Source organism: Enterobacter hormaechei subsp. xiangfangensis (assembly GCF_001729785.1).
Lineage (GTDB): Bacteria > Pseudomonadota > Gammaproteobacteria > Enterobacterales > Enterobacteriaceae > Enterobacter > Enterobacter hormaechei_C.
In genome coordinates this window covers 3,739,750-3,755,081 of the sequence record NZ_CP017183.1, presented here as the reverse complement: position 1 = coordinate 3,755,081, position 15,332 = coordinate 3,739,750, and the positions used below count along the sequence as shown (strand labels likewise).

Sequence of the window (15,332 nt, the reverse complement as noted above, 5' to 3'; positions counted from 1 at the left end):
AATGGTGGAAATGTGATCAGCGTCGAAACGCTGTTTCAATATAGTGAGGGAGGTGGCATTTTTGACTTTCCACGGACGTTCGCCGCGGCCCATGAGGAAGAGATAATGAAGCAAAAGGGGAGCAGGAATAACAATAGTCACGCAGCGTGGCTAACTACCAGATCTGATAGCAGGTCTACAGATGTACCAATTCGTCATTCAGATAATTCTTACATTCTTGTATGATTTGTTACACCGGAACCAGTCAGGCAGAATTTCACTGCATCCTTAAAAGAAGAACAGTTATGTCAGCGATGGATTTCAAAAAACATACGGATCTCAATTTTCCTCACTATGCTCCCCCGGCGGTCAGCGCTAAAGAAATAGATCTTCTGGGTCTGCTGGACGTCCTGCTGGCAGCAAAAAAACGCATCATCACCATTGTCTTTGCATTTGCACTGGTCGGCCTGGCAATCGCCTTTCTGATACCGCAAAAATGGACCAGTAAAGCGGTCATTACGCCCGCGGAACAGACGCAGTGGAGTTCGCTGCGCCAGATGATGGTGGCGCTCCAGGTGCTTGATGTCGACGTGAAAATTACCCGTGCGGATGTGTTTAATCTGTTTATCAAAAAGTTTCAGTCCCAGTCTCTGCTTGAAGAGTACATGAAGAGCTCACCTTACGTGATGGCTCAGCTCGATGGCGCTGAGGTTGACCCGCTGGAACTGCACCGCGCGGTGGTCAATATTGCCGAAAAGATGAAGGCTGTTGATAACACGCAGGAAAAAAATGCCGATAAAGCACCATACCTCTCCTGGACGTTAAGCTTCACAGCCCCAACGGCAGAGGATGCGCAGAAAGTGTTGAATGGTTACATTCAGTACATCTCCCGCATCGTCGAGCAGGAGACCATGCAAAACATTCGCGATCAGCTGATCCTGAGAACCAAAACGGTACAGCAGCAGCTGGAGTTGGATCGGGTCCGTCTGACCAATATCCACAATACCAACCTGCAACGCCTGAACTACTCGCTGGAAGTGGCGAACGCGGCTGGGATCAAAAAGCCGGTTTACAGCAATGGACAGGCGGTGAAAGACGATCCGGATTATTCCGTCGCCCTCGGTGCGGACGGGATTGCGCAGAAATTGCAGATTGAAAAAAATCTCAAGGACGTTTCTGAGCTGAACGCCGATTTCCAGAACCGCGAATACTATCTGGCACAGCTGCAAAAACTCTCCTTCGAAGATGTGAGCCTGGAGCCGTTCAAATACCAGCTTTCACCTTCTATGCCGGTGAAAAAAGATGGCCCGGGCAAAGCCCTCATCGTGCTGCTGGCGTGTATTCTGGGTGGACTGTTCGCCTGTGGCAGCGTGCTGCTGCGCGAGGCTATGAGCACCCGCAACCCGCTGCCGGAACAACTTCCTGAGCCGGTAACGGAATAACATCAAAAAAGGCGCTCAACTGAGCGCCTTTTTTTATTTCAGGAAATCTTCGCGTACCGGCGTAAAGGTATCCAGCAGGGTGCCGGGTTTCAGGCAAACGCAGCCGTGCATCACGTGCGGCGCTTTATAGAGGGTGTCGCCCGCGGTCACCACATGCTTCTCCTCGCCAATGGTGAACTCAAATTCCCCCGAGAGAACGTAGGTGAGTTGCTCATGCGGGTGGTTATGCATCGGGCCAATCGCGCCTTCCTCGAAATTCACTTCCACCGCCATCATCCTGCCGTCGTGCGCCAGAATACGACGCGTCACGCCGTTGCCCAGATCCTCAAGCGTGGTCTCTTTATGGAAAATAAACATATTTTCGCCCTGTTATGTAATGAAACATTGTTTCAATTAACTTATCTCACCCGCCGAGAAAAGGAAACGTTTAGCCAAATAACTGGAAAGGCGATCACAAGTTTGCTTCACTGGGTGAAACGCACAGGAGGAAAGATGAAAACGATCGGTCTGTTAGGGGGCATGAGCTGGGAATCAACGATCCCGTACTACCGCCTGATTAATGAAGGCGTTAAACAGCGTCTGGGCGGTCTGCATTCAGCCAGCCTGCTGCTGCACAGCGTGGATTTCCATGAAATAGAAGCCTGCCAGTCGAGCGGGGAGTGGGACAAAGCGGGGCAGATACTGGCGGACGCCGCGCTCGGGCTGGAGCGTGCGGGCGCGCAGGGTATTCTGCTGTGTACCAACACCATGCATAAGGTGGCGTCGCACATTGAAGACCGCTGTTCGCTGCCGTTCTTACATATCGCGGATGCCACCGGGCGTGCCATACGTACCGCCGGCATGACGCGCGTGGCGCTGCTGGGGACGCGCTACACCATGGAACAGGATTTTTACCGCGGGCGGCTGAGCAGCCAGTTCGGGATTGAAAGCCTGATCCCGGAGGAGGCTGACCGGGCGCGCATTAACCAGATTATTTTTGATGAGCTGTGTCTGGGCACCTTCAGCGAAGCTTCGCGCGCCTGGTACGTCAGCGTGATAGAGAAACTGGCGCAGCAGGGAGCGGAAGGGGTCATCTTCGGCTGTACCGAAATCGGTCTGCTGGTGCCGGCAGACCGAAGCCCGATACCGGTCTTCGATACCGCCGCCATCCATGCCGCGGATGCGGTGGAGTTTATGCTGTCATAAAGGTTTTTGCAGGTCAGGTAAGCGAAGCGCCACCTGACGCGCGTGCGCAATCAGATGTTCACAAAAGGCATCAACCAGCGCTGAGGCGGGCCGGTGCAGCGGGCGGATCAGGCTCACGGTAAAGGGAACGGAAACGCTAAAACGGCGCAGAACCACGCCGCTGCTGGCGTAGTCCATGGCCGTGAGCGGGTTCACCACCGAAATACCCACGCCCGCGCGCACCATCGCGCAAATTGACGCCGCACTGTGCGTTTCCATCACCATCCGCCGCTTCACCTGATGTTCGGCAAACAGGCCATCCAGAAGCTGCCGGTAGCTGTCGGTCTGCGACAGGCTGATATAGTTCTCACCGTGAAAATCCGCCGGTGTCAGCACGGTTTTGTGGGCAAGCGGGTGGCTGGCAGGCAGCACGCAGACCTCATCCAGCGACAGCAGCTCCGTGCGTTCCGTTCCCGCTGGCGTGACGAGGGTTTCAGTCAGACCCAGATCGTGGCGCTGGGCCGAAAGCCACTCCTCCAGCAGCGGCGACTCCTGCGGCACGATGGTCAGGCTGACCTCCGGATAGCGGGCCAGAAACGGCTGTAACAGTACCGGCAGGAATGACTGGGAAAAGACCGGCAGGCAGACGATGGACAGTTCGCCCTGGCGGAACTCCCTCAGGCTCTCTGCCGCGCTCACGATCCTGTCCAGCCCGTACCAGGAGCGCTGAACCTCCTCAAACAGACGTAAACCCTGCACCGTTGGATGCAGCCTGCCGCGGGTGCGTTCAAACAGCTTCAGCCCCAGCACTTTCTCAAAACGCGCCAGCTCGCGGCTGACCGTCGGCTGCGAGGTGTGCAGCATGTGCGCGGCTTCAGTGAGATTGCCGGTGGTCATCACCGCATGAAAAATCTCGATATGGCGTAGGTTAACGGCGGGCATAGGGCACCTGATGGCTGAGCGTGTTCCATATCATTTTTGCATAGACTCACGATAAAACGATATTTTTTATTCTCTTCAGGCTATGGCGTAATGATAAAAAACAGATTTCCGGAGACGACCATGCCACGCCCGCTCAACCAGACCGAAACCGATTTAAACGCCGATAACCTGCTGCGCCTGCCTGCCGAATTCGGCTGTCCGGTGTGGGTCTACGATGCGCAGATTGTCCGCGAGAAGATCGCCGCGCTGCATCAGTTTGACGTGGTGCGTTTTGCGCAGAAAGCCTGCTCCAATATTCATATTCTGCGCTTGATGCGCGAGCAGGGCGTGAAGGTTGACTCCGTATCGCTGGGTGAGATCGAACGTGCGCTGGCGGCCGGGTTTGATCCGAAAGCCGACAGCGACGCGATCGTCTTCACCGCTGACCTGATAGACGACGCCACGCTGGCGCGCGTGCACGAGCTGCAAATCCCGGTCAATGCTGGTTCGGTGGATATGCTGGAACAGCTTGGGCAGGTCTCTCCTGGCCATCGCGTCTGGCTGCGCGTCAACCCGGGCTTTGGTCACGGCCACAGTCAGAAAACCAACACTGGGGGCGAAAACAGTAAACACGGGATCTGGTATGCCGATATGCCTGCGGCGCTGGAGGTTTTACAACGCTACAACCTCAAGCTGGTGGGCATTCACATGCATATCGGGTCCGGCGTGGATTATGGCCATCTTGAGCAGGTCTGTGGCGCAATGGTGCGTCAGGTTATCGATTTTGGTCAGGATCTGGAGGCGATCTCCGCAGGGGGAGGGCTTTCGATCCCTTACCGCGAAGGAGAAGAGGCGATCGACACGGATCACTATTACGGCCTGTGGAGCGCCGCGCGTGACAGGATCGCTGCCCATCTGGGCCATGCGGTGAAGCTGGAGATTGAGCCGGGTCGTTTCCTGGTCGCCGAAGCTGGCGTGCTGGTGGCGCAGGTGCGGAGCGTGAAGGAGATGGGAAGCCGTCACTTTGTGCTGATTGATGCTGGCTTCAACGACCTGATGCGCCCGTCCATGTACGGCAGCTATCATCACATTACCGCGCTTGCCGCCGATGGCCGCGATCTGGTCAACGCGCCGCGCATCGAGACCGTTGTTGCCGGCCCGCTGTGTGAATCCGGTGACGTCTTTACTCAGCAGGAAGGCGGGAAAGTCGAAACCCGTTCGCTGCCAGAGGTAAAACCGGGAGATTATCTGGTGCTGCATGATACCGGTGCGTACGGGGCGTCTATGTCTTCCAACTACAATAGCCGCCCGCTGCTGCCGGAAGTGCTGTTTGATAACGGCGTGGCGCGGCTGATTCGCCGTCGCCAGACCATTCAGGAGCTGCTGGCGTTAGAGCTGGTCTGATTAAACCACGGCCCTGTTGTCACCGAATCGCGTAACACCAGCGTGCCGGTGAACGGCGGGATCGCTTCAACCGGCTGGTTTTTTGCCAGCCGGATCGCCTGGTCGATTGCCGTGACGATCATGTTGTCGATCGGCAAATATACCGACGACAGGGCAGGCTCCAGCCACTTTGCGCTGGGGGCATCGTCAAAACCAAACAGCGAAATATCCTGCGGGATCTTCAGCCCGGCCTGGTGTAATGCTTTGGAGGCGCCCAGGGCCATATCATCATTACAGGCAAACAGGGCGCTGAACGATGTCTTTTCCGCAATCAGCTCCTTGCACAGCTCGTAACCCCGCGTCATGCCTGCATCGCCGTATTTAATCCGCCGCTCGTCGAGACGAATACCGTGCTTCTCCAGCGCCTTACGGTAGCCCATCAGCCGCGCTTTACCCGTTGGGGTGTGGATCGGGACGGTGATACAGGCGATCTCCCGATGACCCTGGCTTATCAGGTAATCCACCGCTTTGAAGGCCGCGTCCTGCTGTTCAAAGAAGACGCAGCGATCCGCCGCCTGGCTCACTTCACGGTTAATGATCACCAGCGGCGTCTGCACGCTGTTGATCAGCTTCAGGATCGTCTTTTCGCTCATGTATCGCGTGTACAGCACGATGGCGTCGCACTTGCGGTCGGCGAGCATCTGCACCGCCTGTTCTTCCTGTTCAGGGGCGTCGTGACCGTCGGTAACAATCAGCTGTTTTCCGTGCTTTTCGGTCTGCCGTGACGCCTGCTGTAGCAAACGACCAAAGTAAAAACCGTCGAACGTCGAGACGACAAGACCAATGCTGTTGCTGGTCTGGTTAGCCAGCGAACGCGCGAGAAAGTTCGGACGATAGCCCAGCTCCTCCATCGCGCGAAATACCTGCTGACGCGTGCTCTCTTTAACCTGACCTGTGCCGTTCAGCACGCGCGAAACGGTGGCCTTCGACACGCCCGCACGCAGTGAGACATCCAGCATTGTTGCCATTCGAAATTCCTGTTTCCACGTAATGGTTTGCAGTTTAACACAGACCATCCGGCGCATAAGCGACGTGGGAAGGGCAAAACCCCATAACGATCACGCTTTTCGGTAACGATCCTCGCCAGCGGGATAAATGCCTGTCATTGGCATGCCAAAATGGTGATAAATCGCAATCTGGAATACCTCTTACCTCATTGAGAGCTTAATCACAGAACAAAGCGCCTGTGGGCGCTATTTTTGGCATACCAATAGTATCCGGCTGTCCATCTTATTCAATAAAAGCCCTTTTACTGAGGTATTACCCTATGGCATTTCAGGAAAAACTGATCGACGCTCTGGGCAGTTTTGCCACCACCTTCAACAGCTATCGCTATATCCAGGCGATCAAGTCTGCGTTTATTACCTTAATGCCGGTCATCATTGTGGGGGCGTTCTCGGTACTGATCTCCAATATGGTGCTGGATCCGAAAAACGGCCTGGCGAGCTTTCAGTCGCTGTCGTTTCTTGCGGCGTTAAAGCCGATCACCAGCGCGCTCAACTATGCCACGCTTAACTTTCTCAACATCGGTGCGGTGTTTTTAATCGGCATTGAGCTGGGGCGTATTAACGGCATTAAGTCCCTGTTCCCCGGCCTGCTGGCGGTGATCTGCTTTATCTGCGTGACGCCAACCACGGTGGAAATGCTGGTGGACGGCGAGATGCACGTGGTGAAAGACGTGCTGCTGCGCCAGTTCTCTGATACCCGCAGCCTGTTCCTCGGCATGTTTATCGCCATCCTGTCAGTGGAGATTTACTGCTGGCTGGAAAACCGCAGGGGGCTGAAAATCAGGATGCCGGACACGGTGCCGCCGAACGTCGCTGCGTCGTTCTCTGCGCTGATCCCGGCCATTATCACCACCACCGCCATCGCCACCTTTGGCTTCGTGTTTCATCAGATTACCGGCATGTATCTCTACGACGCGGTTTACCAGGTGGTGCAACAGCCGCTGGAGCGCGTGGTGCAAAGCCTGCCGGGGATCCTGCTGCTGATGTTTGTCGCCCAGCTGTTCTGGGTGATTGGTATTCACGGCAACCAGATGATCAAGCCGATCCGCGAGCCGCTGTTGCTGGGGGCAATCACCGTTAACATGAGCGCGTTCGAGCAGGGCAAAGAGGTGCCAAACATCATCACCATGCCGTTCTGGGACGTCTATATGAGCATCGGCGGCTCCGGCCTGACCATCGGCCTGCTGATCGCCGTCATGATTGCCACCAAACGTAAAGAGATGAAGGAGATCGCTAAGCTCTCCATCGGCCCGGGTATTTTTAATATCAACGAGCCGGTGATCTTCGGGATGCCAATCATGCTCAACCCGATCCTGGCTATCCCGTTCATCATCACGCCGCTGGTGACGGGCTCGATTGGCTACTTTGCCACCGTGACCGGATTTGCCGGGAAAGCCGTGGTGATGGTGCCCTGGACCACGCCGCCGCTGATCAACGCCTGGCTGTCAACCGCGGGCTCCATGGGGGCGGTGATCACCCAGTTTATCTGCATCGTGACCGCGGTGATTATCTATCTGCCGTTTGTGAAAATTGCCTCACGCCGCGCAGAGCAGGCCGCGCTGCAACAAGCCACCGATAACGCATGAGGACCGGATGAGCATAAAACAGATAACTATACCGCAGGATTTTATGCTGGGCGCGGCGGCATCGGCCTGGCAGACCGAGGGCTGGAGCGGCAAAAAGCCAGGGCAGGATTCGTGGATCGATCTCTGGTACAAGAACGATCGTCACGTCTGGCACAACGGCTATGGCCCGGCGGTGGCAACCGACTTTATTAATCGCTTCCGTGAAGACGTGGCGCTGATGAAGCAGGCGGGCCTGACGCACTATCGCACCTCGATCAACTGGTCGCGCTTTTTGACCGACTATGAAAACGCCACCGTAGATGAAGAGTACGCCGCCTATTACGACGCGCTGTTCGATGAAATGCACCGTCAGGGCATTGAGCCGATGATCTGCCTGGAACACTACGAATTGCCGGGCGTGCTGCTGGAAACCTACGGCGGCTGGGCGTCGAAGCACGTCGTCGAGCTGTTCGTTCGCTATGCGGAAAAAGTGTTTGAGCGCTTTCACGGCAAAGTCACCCGCTGGTTTACCTTCAACGAGCCGATTGTGGTCCAGACGCGCGTCTACCTTGACGCACTGCGCTGGCCCTATGAGCAGAACACCAGCACCTGGATGCAGTGGAACCACCATAAAGTGCTGGCGACGGCGAAAGTGGTGAAGCTGTTTCGCGAGAAAGGGTATGACGGCTCAGTGGGTTGTATTCTTAACCCGGAAGTGACCTATCCACGCTCGCGCGCACCGCATGACGTGCGAGCGGCAGAGATGTACGATCTGTTCTACAACCGCGTCTTTCTCGACCCACTGGTGCACGGGCGCTATCCGCAGGCGCTCTTTACCCTGCTGGCGCAGCATCAGGTGCAGTGGGACTACACGGCTGACGAGCTGGCGCTGATTGCCGACAACACCGTCGACGAGCTGGGCATTAACCTCTATTACCCGCATCGCGTCAAAGCCCCGTCCCGCGCCTGGCACCCGGAGACGCCGTTCCACCCGGCGTATTACTACGAGCCGTTCGAGCTGCCGGGGCGGAGGATGAACACCTCCCGCGGCTGGGAGATCTTCCCGCGCATTATTTACGACATGGCGATGCGGATTAAAAACGACTATCGCAACATTGACTGGTTTGTAGCGGAAAGCGGGATGGGTGTGGAGAACGAAGCGCAGTTTCGCAATCGCGACGGCATTATCGATGACACGTACCGCATCGCGTTTATCAGCGAACATCTCTACTACACGCTGCTGGCGCGGGAGGCGGGGGCAAACTGTCACGGTTATATGCTGTGGGCCTTCACCGACAACGTCTCGCCGATGAACGCGTTTAAAAACCGCTACGGGCTGATTGAGATCGACCTTGAAAATCAACGCGCACGGCGGGCAAAGAAATCAGCGTCCTGGTTCCGCCAGCTGCGCGATGAGCGTGTGCTGACGCTCAGGGTAGACGATGAATGGAAGTAAGCCTTCTGGTAAAATAGCGCACAAACTGGCCGGGAGGACGTCCGGCTCGCGCATTAACTGAAAAACACAGGTGAAAACGTGGATAAGGCTGTCATCCTGCCGGAAAAAAAACAGTACCAGGAGATTGGCGAGGATTTACGGGCGCAGATTATCCAGGGGCATTATCCCGTGGGATCGCGTCTGCCGCCGGAGCGCAACATCGCCGAGACGTATGGCGTGAGCCGCACTATCGTGCGCGAGGCGCTGCTGATGCTTGAGCTTCAGGGGACGGTGGATATTCGCCAGGGGTCTGGCGTGTACGTGATGCGCATTCCGGAGGAGCATGAAAACGAGGAAGAGCGTTTTCTGAACAGTGACGTGGGGCCGTTTGAAATTCTCCAGGCGCGTCAGCTGCTTGAAAGCAACATTGCCGCCTTTGCCGCAAAAATGGCGACGCGGGCGGATATCGACAACCTGCGCCGCATCATCGAGCAGGAGCAACGGGCGATTGCCGCCGACGATCGCAGCCAGGACAACAACAAAATGTTCCACCTGGTACTGGCGGGGGCCACACAAAACCAGATGCTGCTGGCGACCGTTGAAAGCGTCTGGCATCACATGGACAGCAGCCCACTGTGGCAGCAATTCAACGGCCACATCGCCAGCCGCGCATGGCGGCTGAAATGGCTCGGCGACAGGCAAACCATTCTCGCTGCGCTCCGCCGCCGCGACGTGATGGGGGCGTGGCAGGCGATGTTCCAGCATCTTGAAAACGTCAAAAAGAGCCTGCTTGAGCTGTCAGACGAAGACGCACCCGATTTCGACGGCTACCTTTTCGAATCGGTCCCTCTTTTCCAGGGGAAGCTGGTGTGAATATACTGCCGCTTCACGCTGCGCCGCAGTTTACACAGCAGGTGATCGACTGGATCTGGTACGCGTTTGGTGAAGGTATGCCGCGTGCCTTTTTCCAGAGCATTGTCGAGCACAGCCTGACGCCGGGCGAGTTACCGCTCACCTTTATTGCCGTTGAGGATGACCAGCTGCTGGGCACCGTTGGGCTGTGGCGTTGCGATTTAATTTCCCGACAGGATCTCCACCCCTGGCTGGCTGCGCTGTATGTCGATGAAGCCGCCCGGGGAAACGGGCTGGCGGGAAAACTTCAGCAGCATGTTATCGGCTACGCGCGACGCGCCGGGTATCACGAGCTTCATCTCTGGTCTGCCTGTCGCGACTTCTACGAACGTTACGGCTGGCACTACATCGGCGATGCGCTGGAATACCCGGATAAAACCGTCCATCTCTATCGCTGTTCGCTCACGGCTTCCGCGGGCGATACCACCGAGTGACGGCGCACTAAGGTTGGGCTGAACAGGTGAGTAATTTCCGGCGGCGGGCGATGCTCGGCCAGCGCTAACGCCAGTTCTGCCGCCTGCGTTGCCATGGTTACAATCGGGTAGCGCACGGTTGTCAGGCGAGGGCGCACGTAGCGCGACACCAGCACATCATCAAAGCCAATCAGCGAAATTTCTGCCGGGACGTCGATCCCGTTATCATTCAGCACGCCCATTGCGCCGGCGGCCATGGAGTCGTTATAGCTGGCCACGGCGGTGAAATTCCGCCCGCGTCCCAGCAGCTCGGTCATCGCCTGCTCGCCGCCACTCTCATCCGGTTCTCCGTACGCCACAAGGCGATCGTTGCAGGGCAGACCGGCTTCGCGCAGCGCGTCGTAATAGCCCTGAAGGCGATCTTCCGCATCGGAAATTGGGTGGTTGGAGCACAGATAACCAATTCGGGTATGGCCCTGCTGGATTAGGTGACGGGTTGCGAGCCATGCGCCGTAACGGTCGTCGAGCGCCACGCAGCGGGTTTCAAAACCGGGAATAATACGGTTGATAATCACCATCCCCGGCATCTGTTTCATCAGATGGATCAGCTCGGCGTCGGGGATCATTTTGGCATGGACCACCAGTGCCGCACAGCGATGACGGATCAGCTGCTCAATGGCCTGGCGCTCTTTCTGTTCATTGTGGTAGCCATTACCAATCAGCAGGAAATTTCCGGTGTGATAAGAGACTTGTTCTACGGCTTTGACCATCGCACCGAAAAACGGATCGGATACATCCCCGACCACCAGCCCGATGGTTTCTGTCGACTGCTGGGCAAGGGCGCGCGCGTTGGCGTTAGGGTGATAATTCAGGTTTTCCATGGCGTCCTGCACGGCCTGGCGCGATGCATCACTCGCTTTAGGGGAGTTGTTGATTACGCGGGAGACGGTCGCGACGGAAACACCGGCCAGACGAGCCACATCCTTAATTGTCGCCATTCAATACCTTCTTATAGGGGTAAGCGTTTACACACTAACTAGTGTTGCGGAAAAGCGGCGCGCATTCAAGGGGAGCGGGTGAGCGTCCTCTGCAAACGTGAAGCAGAACATCCCTCGCGGTGTAATCGTTACACGGCCAGTCATGTCTGAATAATGGTAATCTGAATCTTTAGTTACACTTTGCCTCAGGCTGTTGCGATTGTCCGTTAGCAACGATGCGTTATGAATTGCTAGAGTCGAGATCCCAGAGGTATTGATAGGTGGAATCAACTTCGGTTGATTAACACGATTTACACCAACCTGCGTTTTACGCAGGTTTTTTTTTTGCCTGTAAGTTCAACCTGTAACAGCAAAAGAGAATATTCACACCTGGTTGCACTTCGGCTCATTCCCTTGCGTTTTCCCGCTGGCGAAGCCTGTCGCCGGAGGCCACAATCAAGATCCCAGAGGTATTGATTGGTGAGAATTCCTGGTACGTTTTCGTACTCTTCTCTTGCACCAACCTGCGCGGATGCGCAGGTTTTTTTTCGCCTCTGTTTTTGCTATCGCTCCCTCACTACTTCTCGTGTAATCTGCCACCATTTATACCTTTCACACTGGCTGGCAAAGGGAGTTGAAATGCTTTTTGGGTCCTTCCGCACACTGTTTCGTGTCCTGTTTCGCATCCGCGTGACTGGCGATACGCAGGCACTCTATGGCGAGCGTGTTCTTATCACACCGAATCACGTCTCTTTTCTTGATGGCGTATTGCTGGCGCTGTTTTTGCCCGTGCGGCCCGTCTTCGCGGTGTACAGCTCCATCAGTGAAAAATGGTACATGCGCTGGCTCAAACCGCTGATTGATTTTGTCCCGCTCGATCCAACCAAACCGATGATGATTAAACATCTGGTGCGTCTGATTGGGCAGGGGCGTCCGGTGGTTATCTTCCCGGAAGGGCGGATTTCAGTGACGGGCTCCCTGATGAAAATTTACGATGGGGCCGGTTTTGTCGCGGCGAAGTCTCAGGCCACCGTCGTGCCGCTACGCATCGACGGGGCTGAGCTGACCTTTTTCAGCCGTCTGAAAGGGCTGGTGAAGCAGCGTCTGTTCCCGAAAATTACGCTGCATATATTACCGCCGACGTCACTGCCGATGCCCGAGGCGCCGCGTGCGCGCGACCGCCGTAAAATCGCCGGGGAAATGCTGCACCAGATTATGATGGAAGCGCGCATGGCCGTTCGCCCGCGCGAAACGCTGTATGAATCGTTGCTGTCAGCCCAGTATCGCTACGGTGCGAAGAAAAACTGCATCGAAGACATCAACTTTACGCCGGATACCTACCGTAAGCTGTTGACCAAAACGCTGTTTGTCGGGCGTATCCTGGAAAAATACAGCAAACAGGGTGAAAAGATCGGCCTGATGCTGCCAAACGCGGGTATCAGCGCGGCGGTGATCTTTGGTGCCGTCTCCCGGGGCCGCATTCCGGCGATGATGAACTACACGGCGGGCGTGAAAGGGCTCTCCAGCGCGATTACCGCGGCGCAAATCAACACCGTCTTTACCTCCCGCCAGTTCCTGGATAAAGGCAAGCTGTGGCACCTGCCGGAACAGCTGACGCAGGTGCGCTGGGTGTTCCTGGAAGATCTGAAAGCAGACGTCACGACCGCCGACAAGCTGTGGATTTTCGCGCACCTGCTATTGCCGCGTCTGGCGCAGGTTAAGCAGCAGCCGGAGGATGATGCCATTATCCTCTTTACCTCCGGCTCTGAAGGCAACCCGAAAGGTGTGGTTCACAGTCACAAAAGCATTCTGGCGAACGTCGAACAGATTAAAACCATTGCTGACTTTACCGCCAACGATCGCTTTATGTCGGCGCTGCCGCTGTTCCACTCATTTGGTCTGACCGTGGGGCTCTTTACGCCGCTGCTGACCGGTGCCGAGGTGTTCCTCTACCCAAGCCCGCTGCACTACCGCATTGTGCCGGAACTGGTTTATGACCGTAACTGCACGGTGCTGTTCGGGACGTCCACCTTCCTCGGAAACTACGCGCGCTTCGCCAACCCGTATGATTTCTTCCGCGTGCGCTACGTGGTGGCGGGGGCGGAAAAACTCCAGGACAGCACGCGCCAAATCTGGCAGGACAAGTTTGGCCTGCGCATTCTGGAAGGCTATGGCGTGACGGAGTGCGCGCCGGTGGTCTCCATCAACGTTCCGATGGCGGCAAAACCCGGAACGGTTGGCCGCATTCTGCCGGGGCTGGACGCGCGTCTGCTGGCGGTGCCGGGTATTGAAGACGGCGGACGTCTTCAGCTGAAAGGGCCGAACGTCATGAACGGCTATTTGCGTGTGGAAAACCCGGGGGTGCTTGAGGCGCCGACGGCTGAGAACGTCAATGGCGAGGTTGAAACGGGCTGGTACGACACGGGCGATATCGTGCGCTTCGACGATCAGGGCTTCGTGCAGATCCAGGGACGCGCAAAACGCTTCGCCAAAATCGCCGGGGAAATGGTCTCTCTTGAAATGGTCGAGACGCTGGCGACCGCAGTCTCAGCAGAGAAAATGCATGCGACCGTGGTGAAAAGTGATGCCAGTAAAGGCGAGGCGCTGGTGCTCTTCACAACAGACGGTGAACTGAAGCGTGACGCGCTGCTCAGGTATGCACGCGAACACGGTATCCCCGAGCTGGCGGTCCCCCGCGATATTCGTTACCTCAAACAGTTACCGGTGCTGGGCAGCGGTAAACCCGATTTCGTGACCCTGAAGGGCATGGTTGAAGAGGCGGAACAGCAAAATGCGTGAGTCAGTGCACACTAACACTTCAATCTGGTCGAAAGGCATGATGGCGGTTATCGCCGCCCAGTTTCTTTCCGCGTTCGGCGATAACGCGTTGCTGTTTGCCACGCTGGCGTTGCTGAAAGCTGAGTTTTATCCCGACTGGAGCCAGCCGATCCTACAGATGGTGTTTGTGGGTGCTTACATCGTATTTGCGCCGTTTGTCGGCCAGGTGGCGGACAGCTTCCCGAAAGGTCGGGTCATGATGTTTGCCAACAGCCTTAAGCTTCTGGGCGCGGCAAGTATCTGCTTTGGTATCAATCCTTTCGTCGGCTACACGCTGGTGGGCATTGGTGCGGCAGCCTACTCCCCGGCGAAGTACGGCATTCTGGGTGAGCTCACCACCGGTGATAAGCTGGTGAAGGCCAACGGCCTGATGGAGTCCTCCACCATTGCGGCTATTCTGCTGGGTTCGGTGGCGGGTGGCGTACTGGCAGACTGGCATGTGCTCGCCGCGCTTGGCATCTGCGCCCTGATGTACGGTGGCGCGGTGATCGCCAACCTGTTTATCCCCAAACTGGCCGTGGCGCGTCCGGGGCAATCCTGGCGCTTCGGGCCCATGACCGGCAGCTTCTTCAACGCCTGCCGCGTACTGTGGCGTAACGGTGAAACACGCTTCTCGCTGATGGGCACCAGCATGTTCTGGGGGGCCGGCGTTACGCTGCGTTTCCTGCTGGTGCTATGGGTGCCGGTGGCGCTGGGCATTACTGACAACGCCACGCCGACTTACCTGAATGCCATGGTCGCCGTCGGGATTGTTGTCGGGGCCGGGGCTGCGGCAAAACTGGTGACGCTGGAAACCGTCGCGCGCTGCATGCCTGCGGGGATCCTGATTGGCGTCGGCGTTCTGTTCTTCTCCCTGCAACATGCCCTATTGCCTGCCTATGCCCTGCTGTTGCTGATCGGCATGTTAGGCGGTTTCTTTGTGGTGCCGCTAAACGCGCTGTTGCAGGAGCGCGGCAAGCAGACCGTTGGGGCGGGTAACGCCATTGCGGTGCAAAACCTTGGTGAAAACATGGCGATGTTGCTGATGCTGGGGATTTACTCGCTGGCGGTAAAAGCAGGTGCGCCGGTCGTGGCAATCGGGGTAGGATTCGGCGCGCTGTTCGCGCTGGCGATTAGCGGGCTGTGGGTCTGGCAGCGTCGTCGTTGAATTGTGCTGCCTGATGCCCTCACCCCGGCCCTCTCCCACAGAGAGAGGGTGAAAACCCTAAAAACGGCAACGTGCGTTGCCGTTTTGCT

At 56.8% G+C, this 15,332-nt stretch carries 13 protein-coding genes; 9 read left to right on the top strand and 4 right to left on the bottom strand.

What is annotated here, in order from left to right; translation table 11 throughout:
- The first annotated feature begins 284 nt into the window (after positions 1-284).
- On the top strand, positions 285-1,421 hold the full coding sequence (gene wzz(fepE), locus BFV63_RS17865; protein WP_023314779.1) for an LPS O-antigen length regulator Wzz(fepE): 1,137 nt from the start codon (positions 285-287) through the stop codon (positions 1,419-1,421).
- Between the two features lie 33 nt (positions 1,422-1,454).
- On the opposite strand, the gene BFV63_RS17860 is transcribed toward wzz(fepE), so the two are convergent.
- On the bottom strand, positions 1,455-1,778 hold the full coding sequence (locus BFV63_RS17860; RefSeq protein WP_003862821.1) for a cupin domain-containing protein: 324 nt from the start codon (positions 1,776-1,778) through the stop codon (positions 1,455-1,457).
- 135 nt (positions 1,779-1,913) lie between these two features.
- Here BFV63_RS17860 and BFV63_RS17855 point away from each other — a divergent pair, with 135 nt between their 5' ends.
- A complete protein-coding gene (locus BFV63_RS17855) occupies positions 1,914-2,606 on the top strand; it encodes an aspartate/glutamate racemase (RefSeq protein ID WP_023314778.1) in 693 nt (230 codons plus the stop codon).
- Here BFV63_RS17855 and BFV63_RS17850 read toward each other — a convergent pair.
- Positions 2,601-3,527: a LysR family transcriptional regulator gene (locus BFV63_RS17850; protein ID WP_023314777.1), complete on the bottom strand. Its 927-nt coding sequence runs from the start codon at positions 3,525-3,527 to the stop codon at positions 2,601-2,603. The two genes, BFV63_RS17855 and BFV63_RS17850, sit on opposite strands and share 6 nt — an antisense overlap.
- A 120-nt stretch (positions 3,528-3,647) precedes the next feature.
- Here BFV63_RS17850 and lysA point away from each other — a divergent pair, with 120 nt between their 5' ends.
- Positions 3,648-4,910, top strand: a complete 1,263-nt coding sequence (lysA, locus tag BFV63_RS17845) for a diaminopimelate decarboxylase (RefSeq protein ID WP_003862815.1) — start codon at positions 3,648-3,650, stop codon at positions 4,908-4,910.
- Here lysA and BFV63_RS17840 read toward each other — a convergent pair.
- Positions 4,880-5,917 carry a LacI family DNA-binding transcriptional regulator gene (locus BFV63_RS17840; RefSeq protein ID WP_003862814.1) on the bottom strand — a complete coding sequence of 346 codons (1,038 nt, stop codon included), beginning with the start codon at positions 5,915-5,917 and terminating at the stop codon, positions 4,880-4,882. The genes lysA and BFV63_RS17840 overlap by 31 nt on opposite strands.
- A 299-nt stretch (positions 5,918-6,216) precedes the next feature.
- Here BFV63_RS17840 and BFV63_RS17835 point away from each other — a divergent pair, with 299 nt between their 5' ends.
- The 4 genes from BFV63_RS17835 to BFV63_RS17820 all read left to right on the top strand — a co-directional run bounded on the left by BFV63_RS17835 (position 6,217) and on the right by BFV63_RS17820 (position 10,302).
- Entirely contained in the window at positions 6,217-7,542 is a 1,326-nt protein-coding gene (locus BFV63_RS17835; RefSeq protein WP_048210598.1) for a PTS sugar transporter subunit IIC, read from the top strand.
- Positions 7,543-7,549: 7 nt separating this feature from the next.
- On the top strand, positions 7,550-8,977 hold the full coding sequence (locus BFV63_RS17830; protein WP_003862810.1) for a glycoside hydrolase family 1 protein: 1,428 nt from the start codon (positions 7,550-7,552) through the stop codon (positions 8,975-8,977).
- A gap of 78 nt (positions 8,978-9,055) precedes the next feature.
- Positions 9,056-9,829, top strand: a complete 774-nt coding sequence (locus tag BFV63_RS17825; RefSeq protein ID WP_003862809.1) for a GntR family transcriptional regulator — start codon at positions 9,056-9,058, stop codon at positions 9,827-9,829.
- Positions 9,826-10,302: a GNAT family N-acetyltransferase gene (locus BFV63_RS17820; RefSeq protein ID WP_003862808.1), complete on the top strand. Its 477-nt coding sequence runs from the start codon at positions 9,826-9,828 to the stop codon at positions 10,300-10,302. The genes BFV63_RS17825 and BFV63_RS17820 overlap by 4 nt, the downstream gene beginning before the upstream one ends.
- On the opposite strand, the gene galR is transcribed toward BFV63_RS17820, so the two are convergent.
- Complete coding sequence (gene galR / locus BFV63_RS17815; RefSeq protein WP_003862806.1) at positions 10,257-11,279, bottom strand: HTH-type transcriptional regulator GalR; 1,023 nt, start codon at positions 11,277-11,279, stop codon at positions 10,257-10,259. The two genes, BFV63_RS17820 and galR, sit on opposite strands and share 46 nt — an antisense overlap.
- 618 nt (positions 11,280-11,897) lie before the next feature.
- Between galR and aas the strand changes: the two genes are divergently transcribed.
- Together aas and lplT are read left to right on the top strand one after the other, a co-directional pair.
- Positions 11,898-14,057, top strand: a complete 2,160-nt coding sequence (gene aas / locus BFV63_RS17810) for a bifunctional acyl-ACP--phospholipid O-acyltransferase/long-chain-fatty-acid--ACP ligase (protein ID WP_048242017.1) — start codon at positions 11,898-11,900, stop codon at positions 14,055-14,057.
- Positions 14,050-15,243, top strand: coding sequence for a lysophospholipid transporter LplT (gene lplT / locus BFV63_RS17805; RefSeq protein ID WP_003862801.1), 1,194 nt, complete (start codon positions 14,050-14,052; stop codon positions 15,241-15,243). The genes aas and lplT overlap by 8 nt, the downstream gene beginning before the upstream one ends.
- The last annotated feature ends 89 nt before the right edge of the window (positions 15,244-15,332 follow it).